At 56.4% G+C, this 22,223-nt stretch carries 11 protein-coding genes; 4 read left to right on the top strand and 7 right to left on the bottom strand.

What is annotated here, in order from left to right:
• Nucleotides 1-206 precede the first annotated feature (206 nt).
• Entirely contained in the window at nt 207-1,127 is a 921-nt protein-coding gene (locus SFX18_07020; protein ID MDX1962885.1) for an HD domain-containing protein, read from the top strand.
• 7 nt (nt 1,128-1,134) lie between these two features.
• Nucleotides 1,135-1,518 carry a PilZ domain-containing protein gene (locus SFX18_07015; protein ID MDX1962884.1) on the top strand — a complete coding sequence of 128 codons (384 nt, stop codon included), beginning with the start codon at nt 1,135-1,137 and terminating at the stop codon, nt 1,516-1,518.
• Here SFX18_07015 and SFX18_07010 read toward each other — a convergent pair.
• Nucleotides 1,470-3,494 (bottom strand): phospho-sugar mutase, encoded by a 2,025-nt coding sequence (locus SFX18_07010; protein MDX1962883.1) that lies wholly within the window; start codon nt 3,492-3,494, stop codon nt 1,470-1,472. The two genes, SFX18_07015 and SFX18_07010, sit on opposite strands and share 49 nt — an antisense overlap.
• A 339-nt stretch (nt 3,495-3,833) precedes the next feature.
• Here SFX18_07010 and SFX18_07005 point away from each other — a divergent pair, with 339 nt between their 5' ends.
• A complete protein-coding gene (locus SFX18_07005; GenBank protein MDX1962882.1) occupies nt 3,834-5,654 on the top strand; it encodes a nucleoside transporter C-terminal domain-containing protein in 1,821 nt (606 codons plus the stop codon).
• 18 nt (nt 5,655-5,672) lie between these two features.
• Here SFX18_07005 and cdd read toward each other — a convergent pair whose 3' ends face one another.
• The 6 genes from cdd to SFX18_06975 form a co-directional block, all read right to left on the bottom strand.
• Nucleotides 5,673-6,077: a cytidine deaminase gene (gene cdd, locus SFX18_07000; GenBank protein MDX1962881.1), complete on the bottom strand. Its 405-nt coding sequence runs from the start codon at nt 6,075-6,077 to the stop codon at nt 5,673-5,675.
• Between the two features lie 63 nt (nt 6,078-6,140).
• Nucleotides 6,141-7,439, bottom strand: a complete 1,299-nt coding sequence (gene hemL, locus SFX18_06995) for a glutamate-1-semialdehyde 2,1-aminomutase (GenBank protein MDX1962880.1) — start codon at nt 7,437-7,439, stop codon at nt 6,141-6,143.
• Between the two features lie 45 nt (nt 7,440-7,484).
• Nucleotides 7,485-8,498: a porphobilinogen synthase gene (hemB, locus tag SFX18_06990; GenBank protein ID MDX1962879.1), complete on the bottom strand. Its 1,014-nt coding sequence runs from the start codon at nt 8,496-8,498 to the stop codon at nt 7,485-7,487.
• Between the two features lie 5 nt (nt 8,499-8,503).
• Nucleotides 8,504-10,426 carry a serine/threonine-protein kinase gene (locus SFX18_06985; protein ID MDX1962878.1) on the bottom strand — a complete coding sequence of 641 codons (1,923 nt, stop codon included), beginning with the start codon at nt 10,424-10,426 and terminating at the stop codon, nt 8,504-8,506.
• Between the two features lie 204 nt (nt 10,427-10,630).
• Nucleotides 10,631-11,371, bottom strand: coding sequence for a hypothetical protein (locus tag SFX18_06980; protein ID MDX1962877.1), 741 nt, complete (start codon nt 11,369-11,371; stop codon nt 10,631-10,633).
• Between the two features lie 370 nt (nt 11,372-11,741).
• A complete protein-coding gene (locus SFX18_06975; GenBank protein ID MDX1962876.1) occupies nt 11,742-20,573 on the bottom strand; it encodes an MG2 domain-containing protein in 8,832 nt (2,943 codons plus the stop codon).
• Nucleotides 20,574-21,143: 570 nt separating this feature from the next.
• Here SFX18_06975 and SFX18_06970 point away from each other — a divergent pair.
• A complete protein-coding gene (locus SFX18_06970) occupies nt 21,144-22,157 on the top strand; it encodes a redoxin family protein (GenBank protein MDX1962875.1) in 1,014 nt (337 codons plus the stop codon).
• Nucleotides 22,158-22,223: the final 66 nt, after the last annotated feature.

Raw genomic sequence — 22,223 nt, 5'->3', positions numbered from 1 at the left:
CCACGCGCGGGAAATGCCTATCATGCCGATTTTGCGGAAGGCAGACAGTAAGGTTTTGGCGAAAAAAATTCGCACGCAGCAATTTTGTAAGTTATGTTTCCGTAGTTGATTTACAGAACTGTGGAAACATTCCTAACTTGCCTGCCACGCGCCTTTTGCGCCGCGCGGCAAGCGAATTCCCTGCGTTGGCTACCGGGCAGGTTGCCATGATACCGATTCGCCTTGCGGCATTATTTCCACCCACGGCGATTCAGGTCAACCTTTATCTGGTTCGTCATGGGCGACGACAATTGTATTGTCGCCCTGATTCTCCCCCCAGCCGATCTGATCTGCTGACTTTGCAGCGATCGGGAATACTTTCGCTCTACACGACTGCCGAGGAAGCTAGCGTACTACATGGCCAATTTGAAGATATGTTGGCTACCAAGGCCAGTATGCCGCCGGAAGTCCATTTTGCCATTGCCCGCGAGGTGGCCAAGGCGGGTTTTTCCAAAGCCTGGAAATCACCCGGTACGGAAAGCATGTTGCGGGAAAGTGCGGGATTGGCCGACGCCATCTTGGATGCATGCGACAACCAGCGGGAAAGTGCCGCGTTTGTTCGTTCACTCTTGCTGCATGATGGGGATACTTTTACCCATGTTACCAATGTTAGTGTTTATGCGGTGATTTTGTTGAAACGCCTTGGTATTAGCGATAAATCACATTTAACCGCGCTGGCCCAGGGAGCTTTATTGCACGATCTGGGTAAACGCCTGATTCACCAGGATTTGCTAAAAAAACCGGGGCGGTTGTCATCCACCGAGCGCGAATTATTGATGAACCATCCACGGTGGGGATTTGAAGAGGTCTGCGCTAATCCCAACCTGGACAAGGACCAATTGTTGATGATTTACCATCATCACGAAAAGCCCGACGGATCGGGTTATCCCGTGGGTCTGCGGGATCGGGAAATCCATTGGACCGCTCGAATCTGCGCGATTGTGGATGTGTTTGACGCGTTAACCGCGCAAAGACCCTATCGCCGCCCCTTATCGATCGAGCAGGCCATCACCCACCAATCCAGCCAATCGGCCTCGCAGTTTGATCCAGAGTATTTGGATTGCTGGATCAAGACTATTCGCAACTAGGGAACATATGCGGGAACAAGCCGTTCAACGCGTTTTGCCACCGTGGCCCTTGGATGAATTCTTGTCCAAGCAAGGCATCACCGTATCAAAATACGATGATCGCCGCCAATATGCGCGACTCTATTTTCGCCAACCAGTGACATTGGAAGTGACCGGTGGGCTGCCGTCGATTCCGCGGGAGAATGACAGCATACCGACCTATTGTTGTGATATTTCACGAGGTGGAATTGCGTTTCTTAGTCCCATCGAGTTGTACCCGCGAGAGACCGCAATCCTATGGCTGGGAAATTTAGGAAAGAAAAATGTGCGCATCGCCCGGTGTCGGCGATTGGCGGCGAATTGCTATGAAGTGGGGGGAACCTTCATGGAACGGGAGCCTTGGACCTCGTAGGTTGAAATCACCCGATTCACGTAATCTCGCAGTTCGGATTCCATGTTCTCTAGCCGCTGGCTCAAGTTGACCTTGGCAGCGGGCAAATCCGTCAATTCACCTGGTGGGAGGGTGGCAAACAGGTAAAACTTTAGTTTAGGCTCGGTCCCGCTGGGGCGAATTGCAATCCGCGTTCCCGGGTTGCCCGATTCCAGGACAAGCATATTCGCGCGGGGGCCGGTGAACGACTCGTCGCTGGCATCCGTGCCGGCGATTTTATCGGCAAAGCGCGTCAATATACCCGTTTGATAGTCGCGAATCGTCGCCACGGATTGCCCGGCCAACCGGTCGGGAGGCTCCGTTCGAAACGCGGAGAGCACCACCTCCATCAGTTGCATGCCCGCCGCTCCCGGCAGTGTGTAGGCAAACGACCGTTCAAGATGCAGACCCACGCGCAAGTACAATTCGTCCAAGGCCGCGACCAGGGACTTGCCCTGATTTTTGAGTGCGGCGGCAAACTCGGCGAGTAGTAACGCGGCCACCGCCGCGTCCTTGTCACGAATGTAAGTTCCCGCCAAGTACCCATGCGCTTCTTCCGTCCCCAGCAGAAAATGTTCGGGGCCATAGTGATCGATTGCCTGGCCAATCCACTTAAACCCGGTCAACACATCACCCACGGCTTGGATGCCATAGTCGGCGGCCAGGCTGGCCAGCAAGTCGCTGGTGACCAGGGTTTTGACCACAAAATCACGCGGACTCAGCTTGCCCTGCGCGCGACGGCGCGCCAGCAGCCACTCTCCCAAAAGTCCGCCTATTTGATTCCCGGTCAAATAAGTCCAGTCATTCGCGGAACAGGCATCCCTCCGCGCGAGAGCCCCCAAGCGATCGGCATCGGGGTCGCTGGCCAGGATCAGATCCGCGCTGATCCGCCTGGCGGTGGGAAGCAGATCATCAAAGATGGCGGGGTTTTCCGGATTAGCCACGTGCCCCCGCACATGGGGAAAGTCGCCATCCGGCGCGGCGTGGGGTTGGTAAACTTCTAGGTCCGTAAATCCCGCCTGCTGTAACACCGGCGCGACGGAGGTCAACCCAACGCCATGCAGCGGCGTGTACAAGATTTTGAGCTGCGCGCGAATCCGGGGGGAGAGCCGCAAGTCTGGGTAATTGCCGGAGGTGGGACCGATTTCCAGATTTTCCGGCGAGGCCAACGCCAGCACCGCCTGCTGATAGCCTCGGTCCATGCTTGCTTGCACCAGGGTAATTCGACCTTGGGCAAGGCCTGTGTCAAAATCCAAGCGTGGAATCTCCACGACTTGGTTGACAAAGGCGATCAGCAATTCATCAAATGGGGGGCGTATTTGCGCGCCGTCCGGTCCAAAGACCTTGATCGCGTTATCGGTGGGGGGATTATGGCTGGCGCTTATCATGACGCCCGCCTGGCAACGGAGCGCGCGGACGGTGAATGCCAATTCGGGCGTTGCGCGAAAATCTTCTAAAAACGCCACCTGTAATCCCGCGGCTGCCAGAATTTCCGCGCACAAACGGGCAAAGTCGCGCGAGCGGTGCCGCGTATCATAACCAATAGCCACGCCGGGGGGGGCCGTCGGAGAATAAAAAACACCTCCTAGCGGCGCGGATTCCCCCGCCGCCGCTAGGCGCGCTTCGGCAGACAACGACAATAGATAATCGGCTAACCCACGCGCGCTTTCTCCGATGGTCCGGTCGTTGATGGCGTTGGGGCCAACGGGATACATCGTTCCCCGGCGTCCCGCGGTTCCAAACGGAATTGTGGTCCAAAATGCCGCCTCCAACTCAGCATATGAATCATTTGCTAATAGTTTCTGAATCTGTGGCACATATTCGGCATAGCGCGGCTCGGTAAGCCATTGCCGCAAATGGGCGATACTGCCCGGGCTAAGCAAATTTCGCTCCGCGGCAAGTTGTAGTTGGTCGGCAAAATGATGGCTGGGTATCACGGCAATAGGTGACGCGTCCAAAGAGTGGGTGGAAAAACTGGCGGCAAAAAACAGCCCCGCTTAAAAATAATTGTTTGTTGATCCTGAATCCCTGGATACTCCCCTGCCATCTGCTACGATAGCGGCAAGGGGAAAGGCTGATTAGAGGGGCAGAGAACTAACTGGTCCTGTGGGTCCCCCCTGGATTGCGACTCGCGTTTGCTGGTGGTCCCGGTGAGCGCGTTAATTTGCCACATCTTTTCGCTTGTCCGTTTGTTGTAGCAAACTTGGCTGGTCCCGGAAATAACGACTTCCCGGTGGTTCGCGCGGGCAAATTTGCCTGGCGCGGGCACTGGCAACTTCTTTTAATGAGTAATTCCCATGCAATCGCCTCAACTGATTAGCCTTGGCGGGTTGTTTTTGATGTTGTTTCTGGCATGGCTTCTCAGCGCTAATAAGACACGCGTCGATTTGCGTTTGGTGATTCTGGGCGTGCTGTTGCAGTTGGCGATAGGCTATATCGTGCTCAATACCGCGCAAGGATACCATTTTTTCAATATTTTAGGTAATTGCATTGTCGTGGTTCTGGATAATGTCGACGCGGGGGCGGAATTTGTGTTCGGTCCACGATTTCACGAGTTTCATTTTGCCTTTAAGGTATTGCCTACCATCATTTTCATCTCGTCGCTGATGTCCATTCTGTACTATCTGGGCGTCATGCAGGCGGTGGTCAAGCTGATCGCCTTTGTGATGCAAAAAACGCTAGGGACATCCGGGGCGGAAAGCCTATCCGCTGCGGCGAATATCTTTGTCGGCCAGACCGAAGCTCCGCTGTTGGTCAAACCGTACCTAAAAATGATGACCCAGTCGGAACTAATGGCGGTGATGGTGGGGGGATTTGCCACGATAGCCGGCGGAGTCATGGCCGCGTTTATTGGCATGGGCATCAGCGCCTTGCATCTGCTGACGGCATCGCTGTTGTCCGCTCCGGCGGGACTTGTGATAGCGAAAATTATGCAGCCGGAAGTCGAGGAACCGCTAACGCGCGGCACGCTGGATGTCCAATTAGAACCGAGCGGCGAAAATATCCTGCACGCCGCGACCAATGGCGCGCGGGATGGGCTGCTATTGGCCCTGAATGTGGCGGCCATGCTGATCGCATTTATGGCGCTGATTTCGCTGGCCAATGACCTGGTCTATTTGGTCGGCACCTATTTTCATGCAGAAAATGTCTGGACGATCGAGCAGGGACTCGGTTATATATTTGCTCCGCTAGCCTGGTGCATGGGGATCGAATGGAAGGACTGCGAAAAAGTCGGTTCGCTGCTGGGTATTCGCGTCCTCTTGTCCGAGCTAAACGCCTACGCCCTGCTTAGCGAATGGATTCCCCGCGATTTCAGCAAACCCAATCTTGACGAGAAATCCCTGGTGATTGGAATTCGTTCGCAGATTATCGCCACTTACGCCCTGTGCGGCTTTTCCACCTTTGCCTCGATCGGTATTCAAATCGGGGGGCTGGGGGCGCTGGCGCCCAATCGGCAAAAGGACTTTGCCCGCCTGGCGTTCCGGGCGATGTTAGGGGGCAACCTGGCATCCTTTATGACCGCCTGCGTGGCTGGCATATTTCTCAGCACCAACTCCGAGGTATTAAAAGAACAAATCATTCATGACCGGGCCCAAGCGGTGGAAAATCAGGCGTTCCAACTACGACGGGACAAGGCCTTGGAAAAAGCCGCGCGCGAGTTAATGCCCCAGATACACCCGGAAGATGCCGCCAATCAAGGCGCGGATGACGATGAAGATGAGGAGAGCGGCGATCCGGCAAATTCTGATTCGGCTACCCCGGCAGGGAATGATCAACAGCCAAATCCCGCTAATGCCAGCAAAAACCCCTCCACCCCGGAGAATTCTACCCCAGCAACGGATTCTGTCCCCAAGAGTCAAGAGAGGGATCAATCCAGTGAATCCCCGTCTTCCACTCCGGGGATAAACAGTCCGGCGACATCTTCTGCCCAGCCGGCGGATCAGCCCGCCGCTGACGCGCCTGGTACGGTAACGCAACCTGAGGCGAACCCAAAAGCGGCGACGGGAGATAACTCCCCGGCAGCCGTGGATCCCGGTTTGGACACGGCCGCGCCCTCCGCCAATACGTCCGCGGGCGATGCAACGTCGGCCACCACCGAGGAGCCGCCTTCCAAGTAAATCCCAGATTAAAAATGCCTATTCCTGGAAATTTGCCGCCGAAAATTGCATCGGCAGCAAGAGGCCCAGGTTCGTGTCCACCCAAGTGTCGGACGTGGTATCCACCAAGATGATGGGCAATTGAGGGGCAAACTCGGCTAGCACCTGGCGGCAAGCTCCGCAGGGGGCGGCTCCTCCCGCGGTGGCAATGGCGATCGCGGTAAAGATTCGTAAGCCAACCGCATTGGCGGCGCAGACCGCCGCGCGTTCCGCGCAAATGGTTAAGCCGTACGATGCATTCTCGACATTTGCCCCGGTGATGATTTGGCCATTCGCGCAGAGAATCGCGGCGCCGACCTGAAAATGGGAATACGGGGCGTAGGCATTTGTCCCCGCGGCGATGGCGGCCCGGGTCAGTCGATGGTGGTCAACTTCGGAGAGCATCATGATGAATAAGTGTTAAATTTCCAGGCCGCGCCGCACTCTCACGGGATCAAGGTGAATAAATCAAGGAATATTCACCGCCACCACCGCCAGAGCCTCGCGCGCGGCTTCGATGGTGTATTCGATATCCCGCGCGCTGTGGGCGGCGGAGACAAATAGAGCCTCGTACTGGCTGCAGGGCAAATACACCCCGCGTTCGATCATCTCCCAAAAAAACCGCGCATACCGATCCGTGCGGCACGAGGCGGCAACGGACCAATCTGTTACGGGGCGGTCAATAAAAAATAGCGTGAGCATGCTTCCCACGCGGGCCACGCGATGCGGCAGCTTTGCCTCGGTGGCGGCGTCAGCCAGTCCTTGGGCCAGTCGCGCGCTTTCCCGCTCTAGTTTTTCATAAGGAGGATCGGCCCGTAAAAGACTGAGTGTGGCTATTCCCGCCGCCATTGCCAAGGGATTACCACTGAGGGTTCCCGCCTGAAACACTTTGCCCGCTGGCAATACGTGATTCATTAGGTCCGCCCGGCCCCCATAGGCCCCTACTGGCAGCCCCCCGCCAATAATCTTTCCCAACGTCGTCAGGTCGGGCTTTATACCGTACAACTCTTGTGCTCCCCCATACGCCAGGCGAAAACCGGTCATGACCTCGTCGAATATCAAAAGCGCGCCGGTTTTTTCCGTCCCATCGCGCAGTTCGTGTAAAAATTCCGCTGTCGGTGCCACCAGGCCCATGTTTCCCACGACCGGTTCCACGATAACCGCGGCGATTTGACTTCCCCTGCTGGTCAATGTCTGCCGCAGAGCTTCGGCGTCATTATAGGGCAGCACCAACGTATCGGCGGTGGTACCCGCAGTGACACCGGGGGAATTTGGCACGCCCAGCGTAGCGGCGGCGCTGCCGGCGGCTACCAAGAGGCTATCAACATGGCCGTGATAGCAGCCAGAGAACTTGATAATTCCCGCGCGCCCCGTGGCGCCGCGCGCCAGGCGGATTGCGCTCATGGTCGCCTCGGTGCCGGAATTGACAAAGCGGACTTTTTCGATTCCCGGGACCGCCTCGATCACCAGTTCCGCCAGTTCCGTCTCGGCCAGGGTGGGAGCTCCGTAGCTGGTTCCCCGCGCGGCGGCTGAGCATATGGCGTCCTGCACCGCCGGATGGGCGTGGCCGACGATCATGGGTCCCCACGAGCCGATATAATCGATATAGCGGTTGCCATCGATATCCCAAAGCGCCGACCCCTGGGCGCGTTCAATGAACAGCGGTTCCCCCCCCACGGCTCCAAAGGCCCGCGCGGGACTATTGACGCCGCCAGGGATGACGTGTTGCGCGCGGGAAAAAGCGATATGGCTGCGAGTGCGGGACATGAAAGTCTATGATTTGCCAAAAAAATGATAATTAAGGGTAAGATGTCACACAGTTGATTCGGCCAACCACCGCGCCGCTTGTTTGGCCCAATAGGTAATCAAGATGCCCGCTCCCGCGCGCCGCAGCGCGGTTAGGCTTTCGAGCGCGCAAGCCCGTTCGTCCAGCCAACCAGCCCTGGCCGCCGCGCACACGCTGCTGTATTCGCCCGAAACGTGGTAAGCGGCTAGCGGGACACCGGGAAAATGACGGGATAATAAAGCTAGAATATCCAAGTAGGGGAGTCCCGGTTTGACCATCAGCATGTCCGCCCCTTCCCGCAGGTCCAGTTCCGCCTCGCGCACGGCTTGGCCTGGCTGGGCCGCCGGGGACATTTGGTAACCGCGGCGATCCCCCAGCATGGGGGCGCTTTCCGCCGCAACGCGAAACGGTCCATAAAACGCGCTGGCATATTTTACCGCGTAACTCAAAATGGGTATGTGGCTAAATCCGGAACTGTCCAAGGCAGCGCGAATGACGCCCACCATGCCATCCACCATGCCGCTGGGGGCAATGACGTCCACTCCCGCCCGCGCATGGCAAACCGCCTGCCGCGCCAGTAATTCCAGCGTGGCATCATTATCCATGTCCCAGCGTCCGTGGGTATCCTTGAGAATGCCGCAGTGGCCATGATCGGTATATTCGCAGCAGCACAAATCGGTAATGACCGGCAAATCCGGCGCGGCCTCCTTGATACGGGCGATGGCCGTCGGTACCGGACCATGGGCATCCCAGGCGGAGCTCCCTTCGGCGTCCTTGGTGGCGGGAATCCCAAATAACAACACCCCCCCCAGGCCAAGTTGCGCGGCGGCTCGGGCCTCCTCGGCGATCAAATCCGGAGAAAGCTGCGCATGTCCGGGAAGCGGAGGGATTTCTTGACGGAGATTGGCTCCGGCGCGCACAAACAAGGGCAAAACCAAATTGCGGGGGTGCAGGCGGACATCCGCGGTCAGGTCGCGCAGTCCAGGATGCTGCCGCAAGCGGCGTAAGCGGGTCACGGGATAACCAAAATCGGCGGGCATAAATGTTACTGTTGTGAATTCTTTTTATCCGCTGTGGTAGTACCCGTCTCGGCCGAGGGTAACGTCACTGGCGGGGAAACGGTTTCTGGGCCGCCGGGGCCTGTCTTTAAGGGGGGGAGTCGGTCCAGCAATTCCTCCGCTTGGCGCACAAAGGATATCGCCCAGGGACGGTTTTTATACAAGGTGATAAGCCCCGCGCAGATTTCGGCCGCTTGATCGGGTTGGGTAACGCTCATTTGACGGGCTGCGGCCAATCGCGCCTGCAACATTATGACGTACTCGGCAATGATCGTTCGCTCTTCTTCTTGGAGGGTGGTGATTTGCCGGTTAATCAACTCCAGGCATTGCCGCTCTTCGGCGGTGGGTTGGGGTAACGTACCGTACAATTGCCGAATTGCCCGCAATTCGGCCAGGGCGAATTCGGGCTGGGTATTCATGGTTTGAAGTATCAGTAAATAATCGCGGATCAGCGGGCTGAGCTGTTCCTCCCGGGCCATCCTGCGCGAACGAATCAAAAATCGCTTTTCCGCGCGGAATAAATCCAGTTCTTCCTGCCACTTTTTAACTTGGGCAAGGCGGGGATCGTCCGGAAACCGTTGTAAGAACTGGGTCAGCAAGGATTCTTGCTCCAGCAGATCGCCGGAATTATCCGAATGGGCCGCCAAGGAGATCCGCTCAAACAGTTGATCCGCCGAGAGGGGGCGCATGATCCAGCCAATCATTCCCAAGAGCAAGAGGAGCGCTCCCCCCAGGGCCAGGCTTTGCAGAAAGAAGTTGCGCCGGTCGGTCGCCAACGCGTGTTGGCGGCGTCGCTGTTCTTCTTCTTCGACGGTAGTAAAGCGGTTGATCAGCGCCGCGGGAGCGGGTTGCGCTACACCTTCGACAAAGGTGCCGTATCCCTGCGCCGGTCGGCCGATTGTTTTTTCATCCAGGATCGCGGTGGCGTCCGTGGGAGAGACCGGCCGCTTGGGGGGTAATTCGGTTGCGGCATCCGCCAGACGAGTCGGCTGCTGCGAGTCAATTTCCCCTTGCGGATCACCCGGCAGTGTCTCGGAATGCGAAATCGAAAAACCGATGGCCGGAGATTCATTTTCGCGTTGTGAACGGGCCAAGAGGCCATGCTCCATCGCGGCCAATTCCCGCGCCAAAAGTCCCGCATTCGCCGCGCGCGCGGCGGGGGCTTTGCTGAGCAACCGGGCAATAATATCCGCCAACGCGGCCGGCACATCCTGGGCGTATTGAGTGGCGCGGGGAGCCTCGGCAAAACGCTGCATTTGCAAAACTTCGGGGAGTGATTTAGCCCGGAATGGTGGCCGACCCGCCAGCATAGCAAACAGCACCCCCCCCAGGCTGTAAAGATCCGACTGGTAAGTGACGGGTTTTCCCTCGGCCTGCTCCGGGGACATGTATTCCGCCGTACCAATCAACCCGCCGTCGCTGGTAAGATTCATCCCCCCGAACAACCGCGCAATGCCAAAATCCGTCAGTTTAATATCGCCATCGGGAGTTAACAAAATATTCGCCGGCTTAAGATCGCGGTGGATGATCCCGTGATCATGGGCCAGCTTGAGAGCGCGGCTGAGCTTGATGCCCGCCTGGGTGGTTTCGCGCCAGGTAAATCGGCGGCCGTTTTGCAGTTCGTCCTCCAGGTTAGAACCGCTGACCAATTCCATGGCATAGTACAAAATCCCCTGATGCTCGCCAAAACCGTACAACCGTACAACCTGCGGATGGCGCAGCTTTTTGAGGGTTTCGATCTCCACGGCAAAACGGTCGCGAAATCCCTCTTCATCGGCCAGGGCGGGATTTAGCACTTTGATCGCCGCTGATTCGCCTGTTTGGGTGTTGACCGCTTCGTACACGGTCCCCATGCCGCCGCGGCCCAGGCGTTTGCCGATTTTGTACGGTCCCAAATGTTCAAATTGCATGGCTGGCCACACGGAACGATGTGTCGTAAGCCATTATTTTAGCATGATTGACTGGAAAAGGGCAGCAGACCGGGACAAAGGCCGGGAAACGTCGGCAAGCCCGCGGATCGCACAAAAAAAACGCCCGGCCACCGGGGGTTAAAACGGCTGGCCGGGCAGATAAAAATTATTGTCAATCAAGCTGCCGGAGGGACAGGTGGTGGGTTAGGCCCGCCGCATCCGCCATGCCACAAAGGGGAGCAAGAGTCCCAGTGCGGCGTAGACGCCAGGTTCTGGCACAACGCCGGGAACATTGCTGCCGGGCGTTGTGTTAAAGGAAAAACTGACATCCTTGATCGAGGATGCCGACGTGACCCCCGGGACATTCAGCAAGAATGTGGCGGAACCGCCAAAGAATGGATTGTGGGTGGCGCCGGTAATGGAGTTATTGGCATCCACGTACAAGTTTTCTGGGCTCTTGGGGGGACCGATGATGCCGTGCTTCTTTTGTCCCGCGACCGTCAGCCGATCAAGATGTAAATATGTCCCCACCGTGTTCAGGTTCCAGTCAATCAAGGCGCCGGTGCGGGCCATGACGGGCCCATCGGCATAACTGCCGCCATTGGCAATGGAACGTTCAACCGCCGTAATCGAGTCGATGGTGCCGCTGTTTTGGCCGGTTGTCACCAAAAACTGGAGGTCGTAAATGACCTGCTTGACGCTGTTGGGGTCGGCCTGCAAATTTTCGATGAGGATCGAGATGCTGTCGGTGGAGGTGGTAAAGGTGGCGCGGGCTTTGACAGGCTCGCCATCGATGTTTGCCAGCGGGAGCGTGTCAAACTGAATGATGGCCGCGCTGGCCGATGATAGGGTAACCCCGCCCAGCAACAGTGCCGCCGTAACTGTCGAGCGCAGGCACTGGGACAAAAATGACACAACCAGGGGTGTCAAAGAGGTGCGATTCATGATGGTCGAGTTCATTAGCGGGGCCAATCGGGGTTAGGAGAAATAAAAATTTAAAAATGCAAATACAGGTTGGATAGACGATGAAAGGTTAGATGCCCGGAAGGATTCGCTTCAATATTTAGAGTACAAGGTCAGTTTGTGAAGCGATTTAGCGTTGTTGTGACTGTCTGCGTAATGCACATTCAAGCTTTAAGTTAAATTGTTAATTACCTTTGCAAAAAATGCAACGGTTATGAGAATTAGATGGAAAAAAACATAATATGCAGTAAGCTGCTGGCAATAAAAAATGCCGCGATTTACGCAAATCGCGGCAATGGGTGCATGAGATTCGTGCGGCAAACACTTTTTTGCGGGGTTGGGGGCGTTTGGCCTAAAACGCCTTCCCCGCCTTGACCGCCGCGGGGGCGGGAGCCTTGTAATTGTTGTCCAGGACTTCTTTTTGGCGTTGTTGTAGCATTTCATTCCCCCGCTGCAGTTGCTCAATCAACAAGCCATCCTTACCGGGTGCCGAGCCGGGTGGTTGGGCGGCGGGATCGGCAGCAGGCGCAGCCTCTGCTTGATTAGGTTGCGCGGGGGGCGGTCCCAATTCAGTCGTGCCACGGAAAAACGCGTACCTGCCATCGCTGGCCTGGGCAATCACGGTGCTGGTCCCCGCGATATTATCCGCGATAAAGACCCCGCGCAAATCGCTTTCACCGCTGACAAAGTCCGCGTTCCGGCTGCCAATGACCTTGGTCTGCACCTGATTCACGTATTCATCAGTCACGCGATTCTTTACCGTTACCCGCACGCGTCCCGCCCCGGCTTCTTCCTGCACATCCACGACCAGCGGACTAATCAGTACCAGCCCGCTGGCATGCAGATTTTCACCGCGACACACAACCAAATACGCCCCCTCCTCTTTTAGTGGCAACTGCAGTTGCCGTGTCAGGTCGCGATAATCCTTGCCATCGCCCAGTTCCAGGGTTTCGGCGTGACTGGGTTGGATGCCCGCCAGATTGATCTGGGTAATGCCTGCCAGATTTCGTTTTAGCAAGCTAAACTTCATTAGATCGATCTTATATACCTTGAGGTCCACCGCCGGAATGTTGCGGTAGGCCAGTTCCACCTGGACCGGTTCGGCCGGCTTGAGCGTGGTGACTTCCGGCAGTTTGATCTCCTTACGGGTAAAGTAGACGATGGCTTGCTTCGCATCGGCAAAGCGGTCCTCCACCTGCAGATACTGCGCGACGGCCTCTCCCGCCTGGCCCAGACTATGATAAACCTGGCCCAGGATGTAAATCGCCTGCCATTTGTTGGGGCTTTCGATTTCCTTGCCGGTGGCTTTGTCGATCCGTTTGGTCTCGGCCACTTTCTTGGCCATTTTGATCGCGGCCTGGTGTTCATGTTTGGCAAAGTGGCCGTAAGCCACAAGATACCAAAAGCTGTCCAAAAAGTCGCTTTGGGGATAACGGCCCGCGTATTGAGTCGCGCGGGTGATCAGTTCGGAGTAAGCCTGCAACTCTAATAGCGCGTTCGACAAGCTAAACGCCGCCTGATCGGCCGCGGGATCGTTGGGATGCATCGTCAAAAAGTTATCCAGCATCCCCAGCGCCTGCTGGATTAAGGTGACGCGGTTGATTTTCTTTTCCCGCAGTTTGGGATCATCCGCCGCGCGGGGGGCATAGGAATAGACCCGCTGGGCGAGCGCGTACTGCGTGGCGGCGACGTAAGGCTCCGGGGGGTACTCCGCCAATAGGCGTTGCATGACCTCCACACTGCGCAAAAATTCCCCCTGATTTTCCAAAAAGCCCGCGACCCCGTTTTCCCGCATAAAGCTGGCTTCCACGGTTGCGCGGTACAGCATAAAGCAGCGTTCGTACTCGCCCAGCTTTTCGTAGGCCGCGGCGACTTGCAAGATTTGTTCAAACGAGACATCCTCGTCGGGATAGCGCTCGCGGATCAGTTCAAAATAGCGGACGACATCGCCGGGGGGGCCGAGCTTGAGGTGGGCGGCAAACAGCAGCTTGACCGTTTCGCGGAAGGTGTCCGGGTTGAGGTTCCATTTGCTAAACAGTTCCGTCAAATGGGGCTGGGCGACGGCATAGTTTCCCTCGGCGGCAAAATGCCGACCGTATTCCAATAGTTCGCGCGGGGTAAAGCGATACTCGTCCCGACTGGCGGCACCCAGGGGGAGGACGGTGAGGGTTTTTTCCGGACCGACGGCCAGTTGATCCAGTTGATAAGAGTTGCGGACCAGCGTGGGTGCCGCGCGGTACTCGCCCGCCAGATAGCCATGCACGTCAAATTGGATTGTGCCAATATCGCGGCGGTTGCCAATATAAAACGTGATGGCTCCGGGGGAAATTTCGTACCGCTCAAAGCCTCCTTGCAGCGAAGTTTCAAACACGCTTACGCCGCTGGGAAGTGGTTCGGTCACGACCAGATATTCCAGTTGTTCGGCCGGTTGATCGGGAACTAGATTTTGGCGGTGAACCTCGAGCAAGATATGCCCTTTTTGACCAACGGGAAGCTGCGTGAGCGGATTGCGAAACGTGCTATACGTACCCTGCAAAACGTCAAATCCGCGCGGCACCTCGCGCCCATTGAGTTCCCGCGGGGCGGGCTCGTAGGTCCGCCGGACCAGCCAGTTTTTGGTGGTGTTTTGCAGTTCATTGGCCGGGACAAAGCCCGCCAGCACGGCCTGCGCCGTAAAGCGGCCCCGTCCGGTCAATTGCAATTGAATGTGTTGCTTGCCCGGCTTGAGCAGGCGGCGCGGCACGTCCAAAATTGCGGTTTCCGTGGTTTGATCAATGGTCAATTCTTGAATCAAAAAGTCGTTGACAAAAACCTTGAGCGTGTACTTTTCATTCTCAAATTGACGTTTGGCAAACCAGTCGCATACGGCTAGGGCGGCGGGACCGGTCGCTTTTTCCGGATTCCAGCGATGACCCGAGCGATTCGCCATGAGCCAATCGACCAATTCGCCTAGCTTCTTATCCTCGGGGGCGATCTTGGACCAGGCCAACGCTTGCAACGCCCGCAGTTCCGCGCCAGAGCAGTTCCAGGTCAAAATATCGCGCGGCGTGCCGCGGCGCGTGGGAAGGTCCACCAGCGCGGCTTCATTCGGGATGGCGGTGAGTAACTCATTCGCCACGGGAATCCGTTGCATCTCGGCAAAGGCCAGCGCTGTGTAGACCAGCGCGGTCGGGCTGAGCGCGGCCTTGTTGCGATGCAGGCGATTCGCCACGGCAAAGTCCCCCTGCCCCGCCACGGAAAGCGCGTGCAGGATCACGGCTTTGGTCTCGTAGTCGGTCTCGGCCAGATTGGTCTGCTGCGACTGTAAATAATTGCGAGTCGCCTCCAGCGTTTGATCGCTGATGAGATACCCCGCCTGGCGGGCCAGCGTGAGAGCCCAATACACCCGCGCCGTGGTAAATAAATGCCCGGGACCCGTTTGGCCCGACCAGGACCAACTGGCGTCGTCCCCCTGGGCGGAAATCAACTGGCTGATGCAGGAACGAATGCGGGCGTCGATCGCCTGTAATTGAGGCGAACCGGCGTCGCGGGTTTTGTTATAGAGCTTTTGTAGTGCCAGGGCCGCGAGCAGGTCGCTGGTGGCAATTTCCATGCTAGAAGCACTGCGCAGCACATCCAAATGGCAACTAACCGGCGTACCGAACAAAATATCAAGTAACCCCCGCTCGACAGAGGGGCCTAGAATGACTTGCAAATGCGGATTGCGCAGCGTGATTCCCGCAGGCGGCTCCACCCAGAGGCTGGTATCGCCACTGGCGGTTGTGCCGCTGGCGGATGAGAGCGTCACGCCATAAGGCAACAGCGGGACCACCCGGCGGAGCGTGTCCGTCAGTTCCGCAACCTGGGGTTGATTGGCGGGTGGATTATCGGCCTGAGGGGGAACATTATCGGCCACGGGTGCGTTGATCGTCAGTTCAAACGCCACCAGCACATTGGCCAGGGGATCGGTCGGTTCCTGGGTGGCATCAGTTTTGGCGGCTTCCGCTTTGGCGGCATCGGGTTTAGCGTTTTCAATTTTAGAGGTGTCAGTTTTAGGGGTGTCCGGCTGTTTTTCAGCATTTGCGTCCGGTTGCGCGTCATTCATGGGCAGTTTATCAGCGGGGGCTTCCGCAGCTTTCGCGGACAGCGGCGGATTGACCGGCCGTTGCAATTTGATACGGAACGGAACTTCGTGAATTCCCTTCGCCATCACAGCGAGGGTTTTGCGCTCCTCTGTCAGTTTGCCGCCGATGATCGTGCGCAGCGTGACCGTCAAATCTCCTTTTTCCACGGCGTCGTTATGCACGACGGCTAGCACGTCCACCTCATCGCCGTCGGTAAACGCGGCGGGGAGCTTGAGTTCGCCAAAGAGGTCTTTCTTGACCGTCAGTTCGGCGGTTGCTTCACCCGCCAGGGTTTCCAGTGTGACCCCGCGCGCCGTCAAGCTCCAGGCGGTCGCCTGATCGGGCATGGTAATGGTTAGGCGAGCGAGCCCGTTTTCATCGGTCAGGATTTGTGGATTCCAGTAACCAGTTTCCTGCGAGCCGCTGGAATTCATGACCAAATTTCCGCCGGCGGCAACCTTGCGGCAAAGTTCGTCCACCATCGCCACGGTAAAGTTTTTGCCCAGGGAGTTGGAAATGTTGAGATTCCATTGTTCACCGGTGCTGGGGTTGCACATCATCAAGTCGCGGTTCCCCATGCGAATGTTATTATAAAAATTCGCGGTGTTGGTTTCGGAAAGGGCTTTGCCCCGGTTGGAGCCGTCATAAATGGCGGGGAGATCCTGATTAAAGCTTAATTCGCTCCAATCGGATGCGTTTGCCGTTTGATGATCTGTATCTGGGGGGATTGTTCTTGTGACAATGTTGTTGACTAAGCTATCAAAATCTTCCTGAGTTGCCGCACCTCCCCGCGGAGCGGAGTTCGCGGCGAGAGAGCTAAATTCCTGAATAGATACCTGGTTTTGGCTTCCGCCCTGAGCCGGCTGTCCGCCGCCTGCACCTCCCGCAGTCCATCCTCGATACGGACCGACATGAAAATTAAAGCCAGAAGTGCCATTAGATTCCGCGTTTGCCGATTGCTGCAATTGCTGGTTTTGTGGGACTTCACCCCCACTGTAATAACCAAACGGGTCTCCGCGGCTTTCAAGAGCTGTTTCACTATTCGTATCGCGAATCGCGCCTAATTCGCTCAAATCGACGTTCCTCTCATCGGCACTCCAGGTCAAAATTGCGTCAAACGGCACCCCCGCCGCGCGGCGGGCTTCTTCTTCAGCGGCTAGTTCCCGCCGCTCCACTTCGGCCAACAGTTGCCGGTTGATCGCCCGTGTGGCGGGACGATACCGAAACTGAATACTGGAACCCGTGCGAAAAGCCGATGTCCGCCGCGCCCCGCCAAATGCCTCCACGATTGGCCCCATGGGCATGGCAAATTGGTCCAACAGCGACTTTTCGATCATGCCCAGGCTGAGTTCCGCCGCCAGCGGATTTCCGAGGGCGTCGGTGGTTTTGATGACCAGTTCGACCTCCTCGCCGGGACGAATTGGCCCCATGGCGTTCCCTTTGCGCTGGGTTTCCAATGACACCCGTAATTTACGCTGCACGTCAAAGGCATTGCGGGCCTCATGAAAGCGCCGCACCAGCTTGGGTTTTTTAGCGGGGAGCGGGACGGCACCGGCGGCAGCTTTTACCGCCTCTTTGGCGGCGGGGCTGGCTTCGTCAGTCTCCAACGCGGTTGCTTCTTCGTCCGGCAAGTCGTGCATCACAGCGACGGCCAGTTCAAAATTTGGAGCCAACTTGGCCGTCAAGGGCAAGGGAAACTGATTCACGCCGGTTTTTAGCTCAACCAACCGATGGTCCAAAATCTTGGCCCCGTCAAACGTCACTAACGCCAGCACCGGTTCGTCCCGCCAGTGGATCTGCACGCTGGCTTGCTCTCCCACCTCCAATGTGTGCTTATCGGCCAAAATCCGCAGCCGAGTGGTGTCGGATTCATCGGATATCGTTACGGCCCCCTGCCCGCTGATCGTGTTATCAAAGCGGTCCGTCCCCTCCGCCCGTAGGATGTACGTGCCGCCATCGTCCAGTTTGAGCGTCTGGCGGGCGATGCCTGTCGCGGCATCGGTTTTAACCTTGTGCTGGCTGATTTCCTGTTCGCCGACAATCCCGTTGACCACGGTTTGTTTCAAAACTCGCAGGGTCAACTCTTGGGCGAGGGGCTTATTTTCGGCATCCAAGGCCTTGATCGTGGCTTCCCAGGTTTCACCGCCGATAAAATCGGGGCGCGTCGTGGTGACCGCCACGGAAAAGCCGGTGTTCGACAGGAAGAAGTTTTGGGTGATGGCGATGTTCCGTTCGGGCAGGCTGACCTGCAGCGGCAGGACCTGGGACTCGCGAAAATCACGGGTCGGGAACGTAAAGGGGACTTCACCGCTGTCGTTGGTGCGACCGGTGACCACTTTGCCATTGGCCAGTTGATAGCGCAATTCCTTGCCCACAACCGGTGCCCCGTAATAGTAACGGGCGACGAGTTTACCGGTGATTTCCTCTCCCCGATAAAAGATGCGACGGTCGGTCTCGACTAGTAGTTGAATCGGCTCGATCTTGTAGTCGCGCACTCGAAAGACGCCGGGAAAGACGCGCTTATCCACGTCGGTCACCAGGATGCGATATTCCCCGCTGGGACTGGTGGCAGGGAGTGTAAAAAGCCCCCGTAAACCGCCAAATTTGCTCAATTGCACTTCCTCGGTCCAAATAGGACGATTGCGCGGGTCAAAGACTTCGATCTTGCACTTTTTATCCGTGGGGACTTGGTATTCGTCATTGGCCGCGTGGCGAATGACCCCCCGAATATGCACCACCTGACCAGCGCGGTACGCGGGCCGGTCTGAATAGATGTAGCCAATATCCGTCAGCGAGCGGCCCACTTCCAGCCCTTGTAAATTGATGGCATTGGACGCGGTATGCGGTCCGCTGGTGACAAATGCGCGGACCAAGTTCGCCTCGGCCAGTTGATTAAACTGACCCCGGAAAATCCCCTCGTCGTCGGTGGTCCCTTCGGCAAACACGGTCTGCCCGTTGCTTAGCAGGACTTTGGCTTTTGGCCACGGTTTGCCCGTGCGCATATTTTGGGCAAAAACCAGCACTTCGTCGCGGCTGCTTTTGACAATGATGTCCAGGTCGCTTTGCAGGACCAGCGTGGTCGCCTCCAGCGTGGGGCTGCTAATGGTCACGGCCATCGCCCCGGCCACCCCCCCCTGCGCGGCGTCTTTCGCGGCATTGTCCAGCGACGGCAGGGGGACCTCCACCTCGTTTTGCCGTAACTCATATTGGGCGTAATCGGGAATATTAAATTCAAACGTTTTGTCAGGATCGATCAGCGCGATATCCAGCCCCTCGATACCGCCAATCAGATGCATCTTGCGGAAGTAAGTTTCCAGATCGATCCGGTAGCAACGAACCGTGATTTGCGGGATATTGCGGGTTTGCAGCATGACGCGCGGGCTTTCGGTCGTGCGGTAAATCCGCGCGGTGGCGACTTGCAAGAATTTGGACGTCAGCCGCGCTAGGGCATATTTAGCCTGATTGACGGCGCTTCCCCAGGTCACTTTTTTATATTCCTCAAGCGCGCGTTCCAGCTTTTTAAGCTTGGTCTCGGTAATGATCGCGATCTGTAGTTGCGCCTGCGAGGCTTCTTCCGATTGGGGGTATTTACTGACCAGTTTGCGCCATTCGGTGATCGCCTGTTCCCACTGGTGGTCCTCTTGGTGCATTTGCCCAAATCGCAGCATGATCAGCGGAATGCGGGAATCCAACGGATACTTGGCTAAAAACTCGTTCCACAACTGCCGCGCGCTATCATGCTTCTTTGCGTTAAAATCCTCTTGCGCGATCAAAAATTCGGTGTTAATAATGTTTTGCTGCACTTCCTGCCAGGCGGCATGGGCCGAATGCTTGGCCAGATAATCCCGCCACGCTGCCAGGGCCTGTGCGAATAGCTTTTGCGAAGCCAGCGCCTGGCCAAGAAGTTTGCGCGCGTCGGCTAATTCTTCTTTGCCTTCGTACTGCTTATCCGCCAAAAACTTTTCCAAAACACGCTGCGCGTCCGGGGACCGGCCTTGATTTAGATAACTATTGGCAATTTGCAGATGCGCGGCGGGAGCTTTGGCATGGGTGGGGTATTGCTTAATAAATTTTTCCAAGGCTGCAACACCCAATTCTAGATCTTCCTTGCCGCTGGGATTGGGAATGCCAAAAGTCTGCGCGAGGGTAAATGCCGCCAACGGCAATAGTTCGTGCTTATCACCGGGGTAAATGGCCAGCAAATCCTGCCATACGCGGCGGGCCTCCACCGGTTGGCCACTGGCCAAGTGCGCCTCGCCCAGGCGATAGCGGGCTTCGATATCGCGGTCCCGCTGGGCGGGGGTCATTTTTGCCGCGGGGCGCTGTTCGCCGCTGCCATGCTTTTGCAAAAATGCCTGGTAATGATTGATCGCTTCGGGCAAATTGGCCAGCAACTGATAGCAACGCGCGATGCGCAATTCCAAAAGTGCCACAGTCTCGGGTTGTGGACCGACCAGCAATGCCTGCTGATAAAACTCCAGCGCCTTTTGATAATTGGGTTGTTGGGCAATTTCATCCTTGGGTTGAAAATAAGCGTGGGCAAATTCCAGGTAAATATCAGCGATCTCTTGTTTGCGGTCGAGGGAGAGCAGCCGCTGCGCCTCGAGCCGATAAATTTTTTCGGCGTTCAAAAAGTCCCCCTGCCGCGCAAAGGCTGCCCCTTTGGCAAAGCGGGCCCGCTGTGCCCAGGGGCTGCGCGGAAAATCCTTGATCAGGTTATCCAGCACTGTAACAGCGTCCGCGTATTTTTCACTGAGGTGCAGCGCGCGCGCTTTCATAAAAAGCAAGTAATCACGCTGCATCGTGGCGGCGGTATCCGCCGCCGCGGGAGGAGTAGCTTGATCAGCCGCGGCGGGGGGAGCGGCTGGAGCGGCCTCTGCCTGGGCCAGGGCTGCGTCGATAAGTTGAATAGCGGCGGCGTAATCTCGATCCTGGAATTTCTGGCTTATCTCGGCGGAAAGTTTGAATTCACGCAGCTTAGGGGTGTTCTGCTCATTTTGCGAATTGGCTGACGTGGCGTTACCGGATTTTGTGGTTGCCGGATTGTCTGCTTCTTGAGCCTTGGCGATGGGCAACATCATTGCAACCAGAGCGGTGGCTAAAAGAAACCTCACCCACAACTGCCGCGAACATTGCCGGACAAGATGGCCTGTAACTCGCATAAGTGAACTCCCTCAATGCAAAAGTAGCGTTGGCGATGGGCAAAAAGCGGGAAAGATTTACGGCTATTGTGGCACTAACTGGCTGTAATTTGCCAAAGCACTCACCGCGGGTCGAAAAGTTAGGCAAAAAAATCCATTTTGTGCCGACGCACGGTAAAAAAGCATCCCGTCAACAAACAGTTTAAGGAGCTGAGTGACAATAGTCTGCTTAAATTTGACGTGGCACTAGAAGTAAAAGTTCCCGCCAATTCCCCTCAACAGCCATATTTTACTGTAAATCCCAGGATTTTGGTGTCACAATAATGTAACAAATACAGAGCCGTAAAAATCCCAAGTGAATCTTATTCCCCCGTTAAATGAAATTAGTCCACCGTCATTTAGATTGGTCTGGGAATCATCAAATTTGCTTTACAAGCCGCAGTCACGCAGCGTATGATGCGATCTTGCGGTTTTCTTTACATTAGCAATTCTTGTAGGGGAGTTGTCGCGATGCCAGCTTGCATTCCCAGGGGTTTTTGGCCCTGCTTGGTACTGATTTGCGGTTGTTTGTTTTCGGCAGTCCCCGGCTGGGCCCAGGAGACGGCAATTGAATTCCCCAAGTTGTGGCTCAACACCAGTCCCTTGACGATGGAAGGTCTAAAGGGGAAAGTCGTGGTTTTGTATTTTTATGAAGAAGATTGCCCCAAATGCAAAGGAGCCTGGCCCAATCGGCTGCAACAGGCAGACAAGTATCGTGATAAGCCGGTCTTGTTTGTGGCGGTCAATTCCGGCAACGCGCCAGCGGCGGTGGCCGGATATTTAAAGGAAGTCGGCGTCAAGTGGCCGGCCATTGTTGATCTGGATCGCAGTTATGAAAAGTCGCTGCTAAATTCTGAAATCAGTTTGCAAAATATCTACCAGTGTCGGGTGATTACTCCGAATGGCGGGGTCATTCCCGCCGACCCTAACAATTTGACCGCGGTTGTGGATGGCCTGGTGGGCGAGGCTAAATGGAAAATCGATCCCGCCGGGATTGCCGCCGAACTAAAACCCCTCTGGCTGAGCCTGGAAGTTGGCAATATGCCCGAGGCGGTCGCCCGATTTAATCTAGCCCGCAAGCAGGCAAAAAAAGAAGCTGACAAATCGGCCCTTAAACCGCTGGGGGAGATCATCTTGAATGACTTTAATCAGCAGTTTACCGCGGCAAAGGAGGATTATCAGGCCGGAAATAAATGGCCCGCTTACAAGGCTTTGATGGGATTGGGACGCGACTTTCAAGGTTTGGATGAAGCCCAAGCGGCGGTCACGATGGCTAATAAGATGAAAAAGGAGAAAGAAATTCAAAAAGAATTGAGTGCCCAGAAAAAATTCGAGGAATATATGAAGCAACTCAACGCACCCAGCCAAGCGTCCAATTCCCGGGGACTCAAGGGGATGGAGGCGCTCGCCCGTGACTTTGCCGATACCGAGGCTGGCCAAGAGGCCCAAAAAGGATTGGATAAGCTGAAGATGGGGGGCATGTAAAATTGAAATGGCTCGCCTAATTGTCTGCTAGCATGTCCATGCCGCTCCCCCACTGCATTCTCTGCT

This window comes from Pirellulales bacterium (assembly GCA_033762255.1).
Classification (GTDB): Bacteria; Planctomycetota; Planctomycetia; order Pirellulales; family JALHPA01; genus JANRLT01.
Note: the sequence above shows the minus strand (reverse complement) of the source record. Positions and strands in the feature narration are given on the sequence as shown.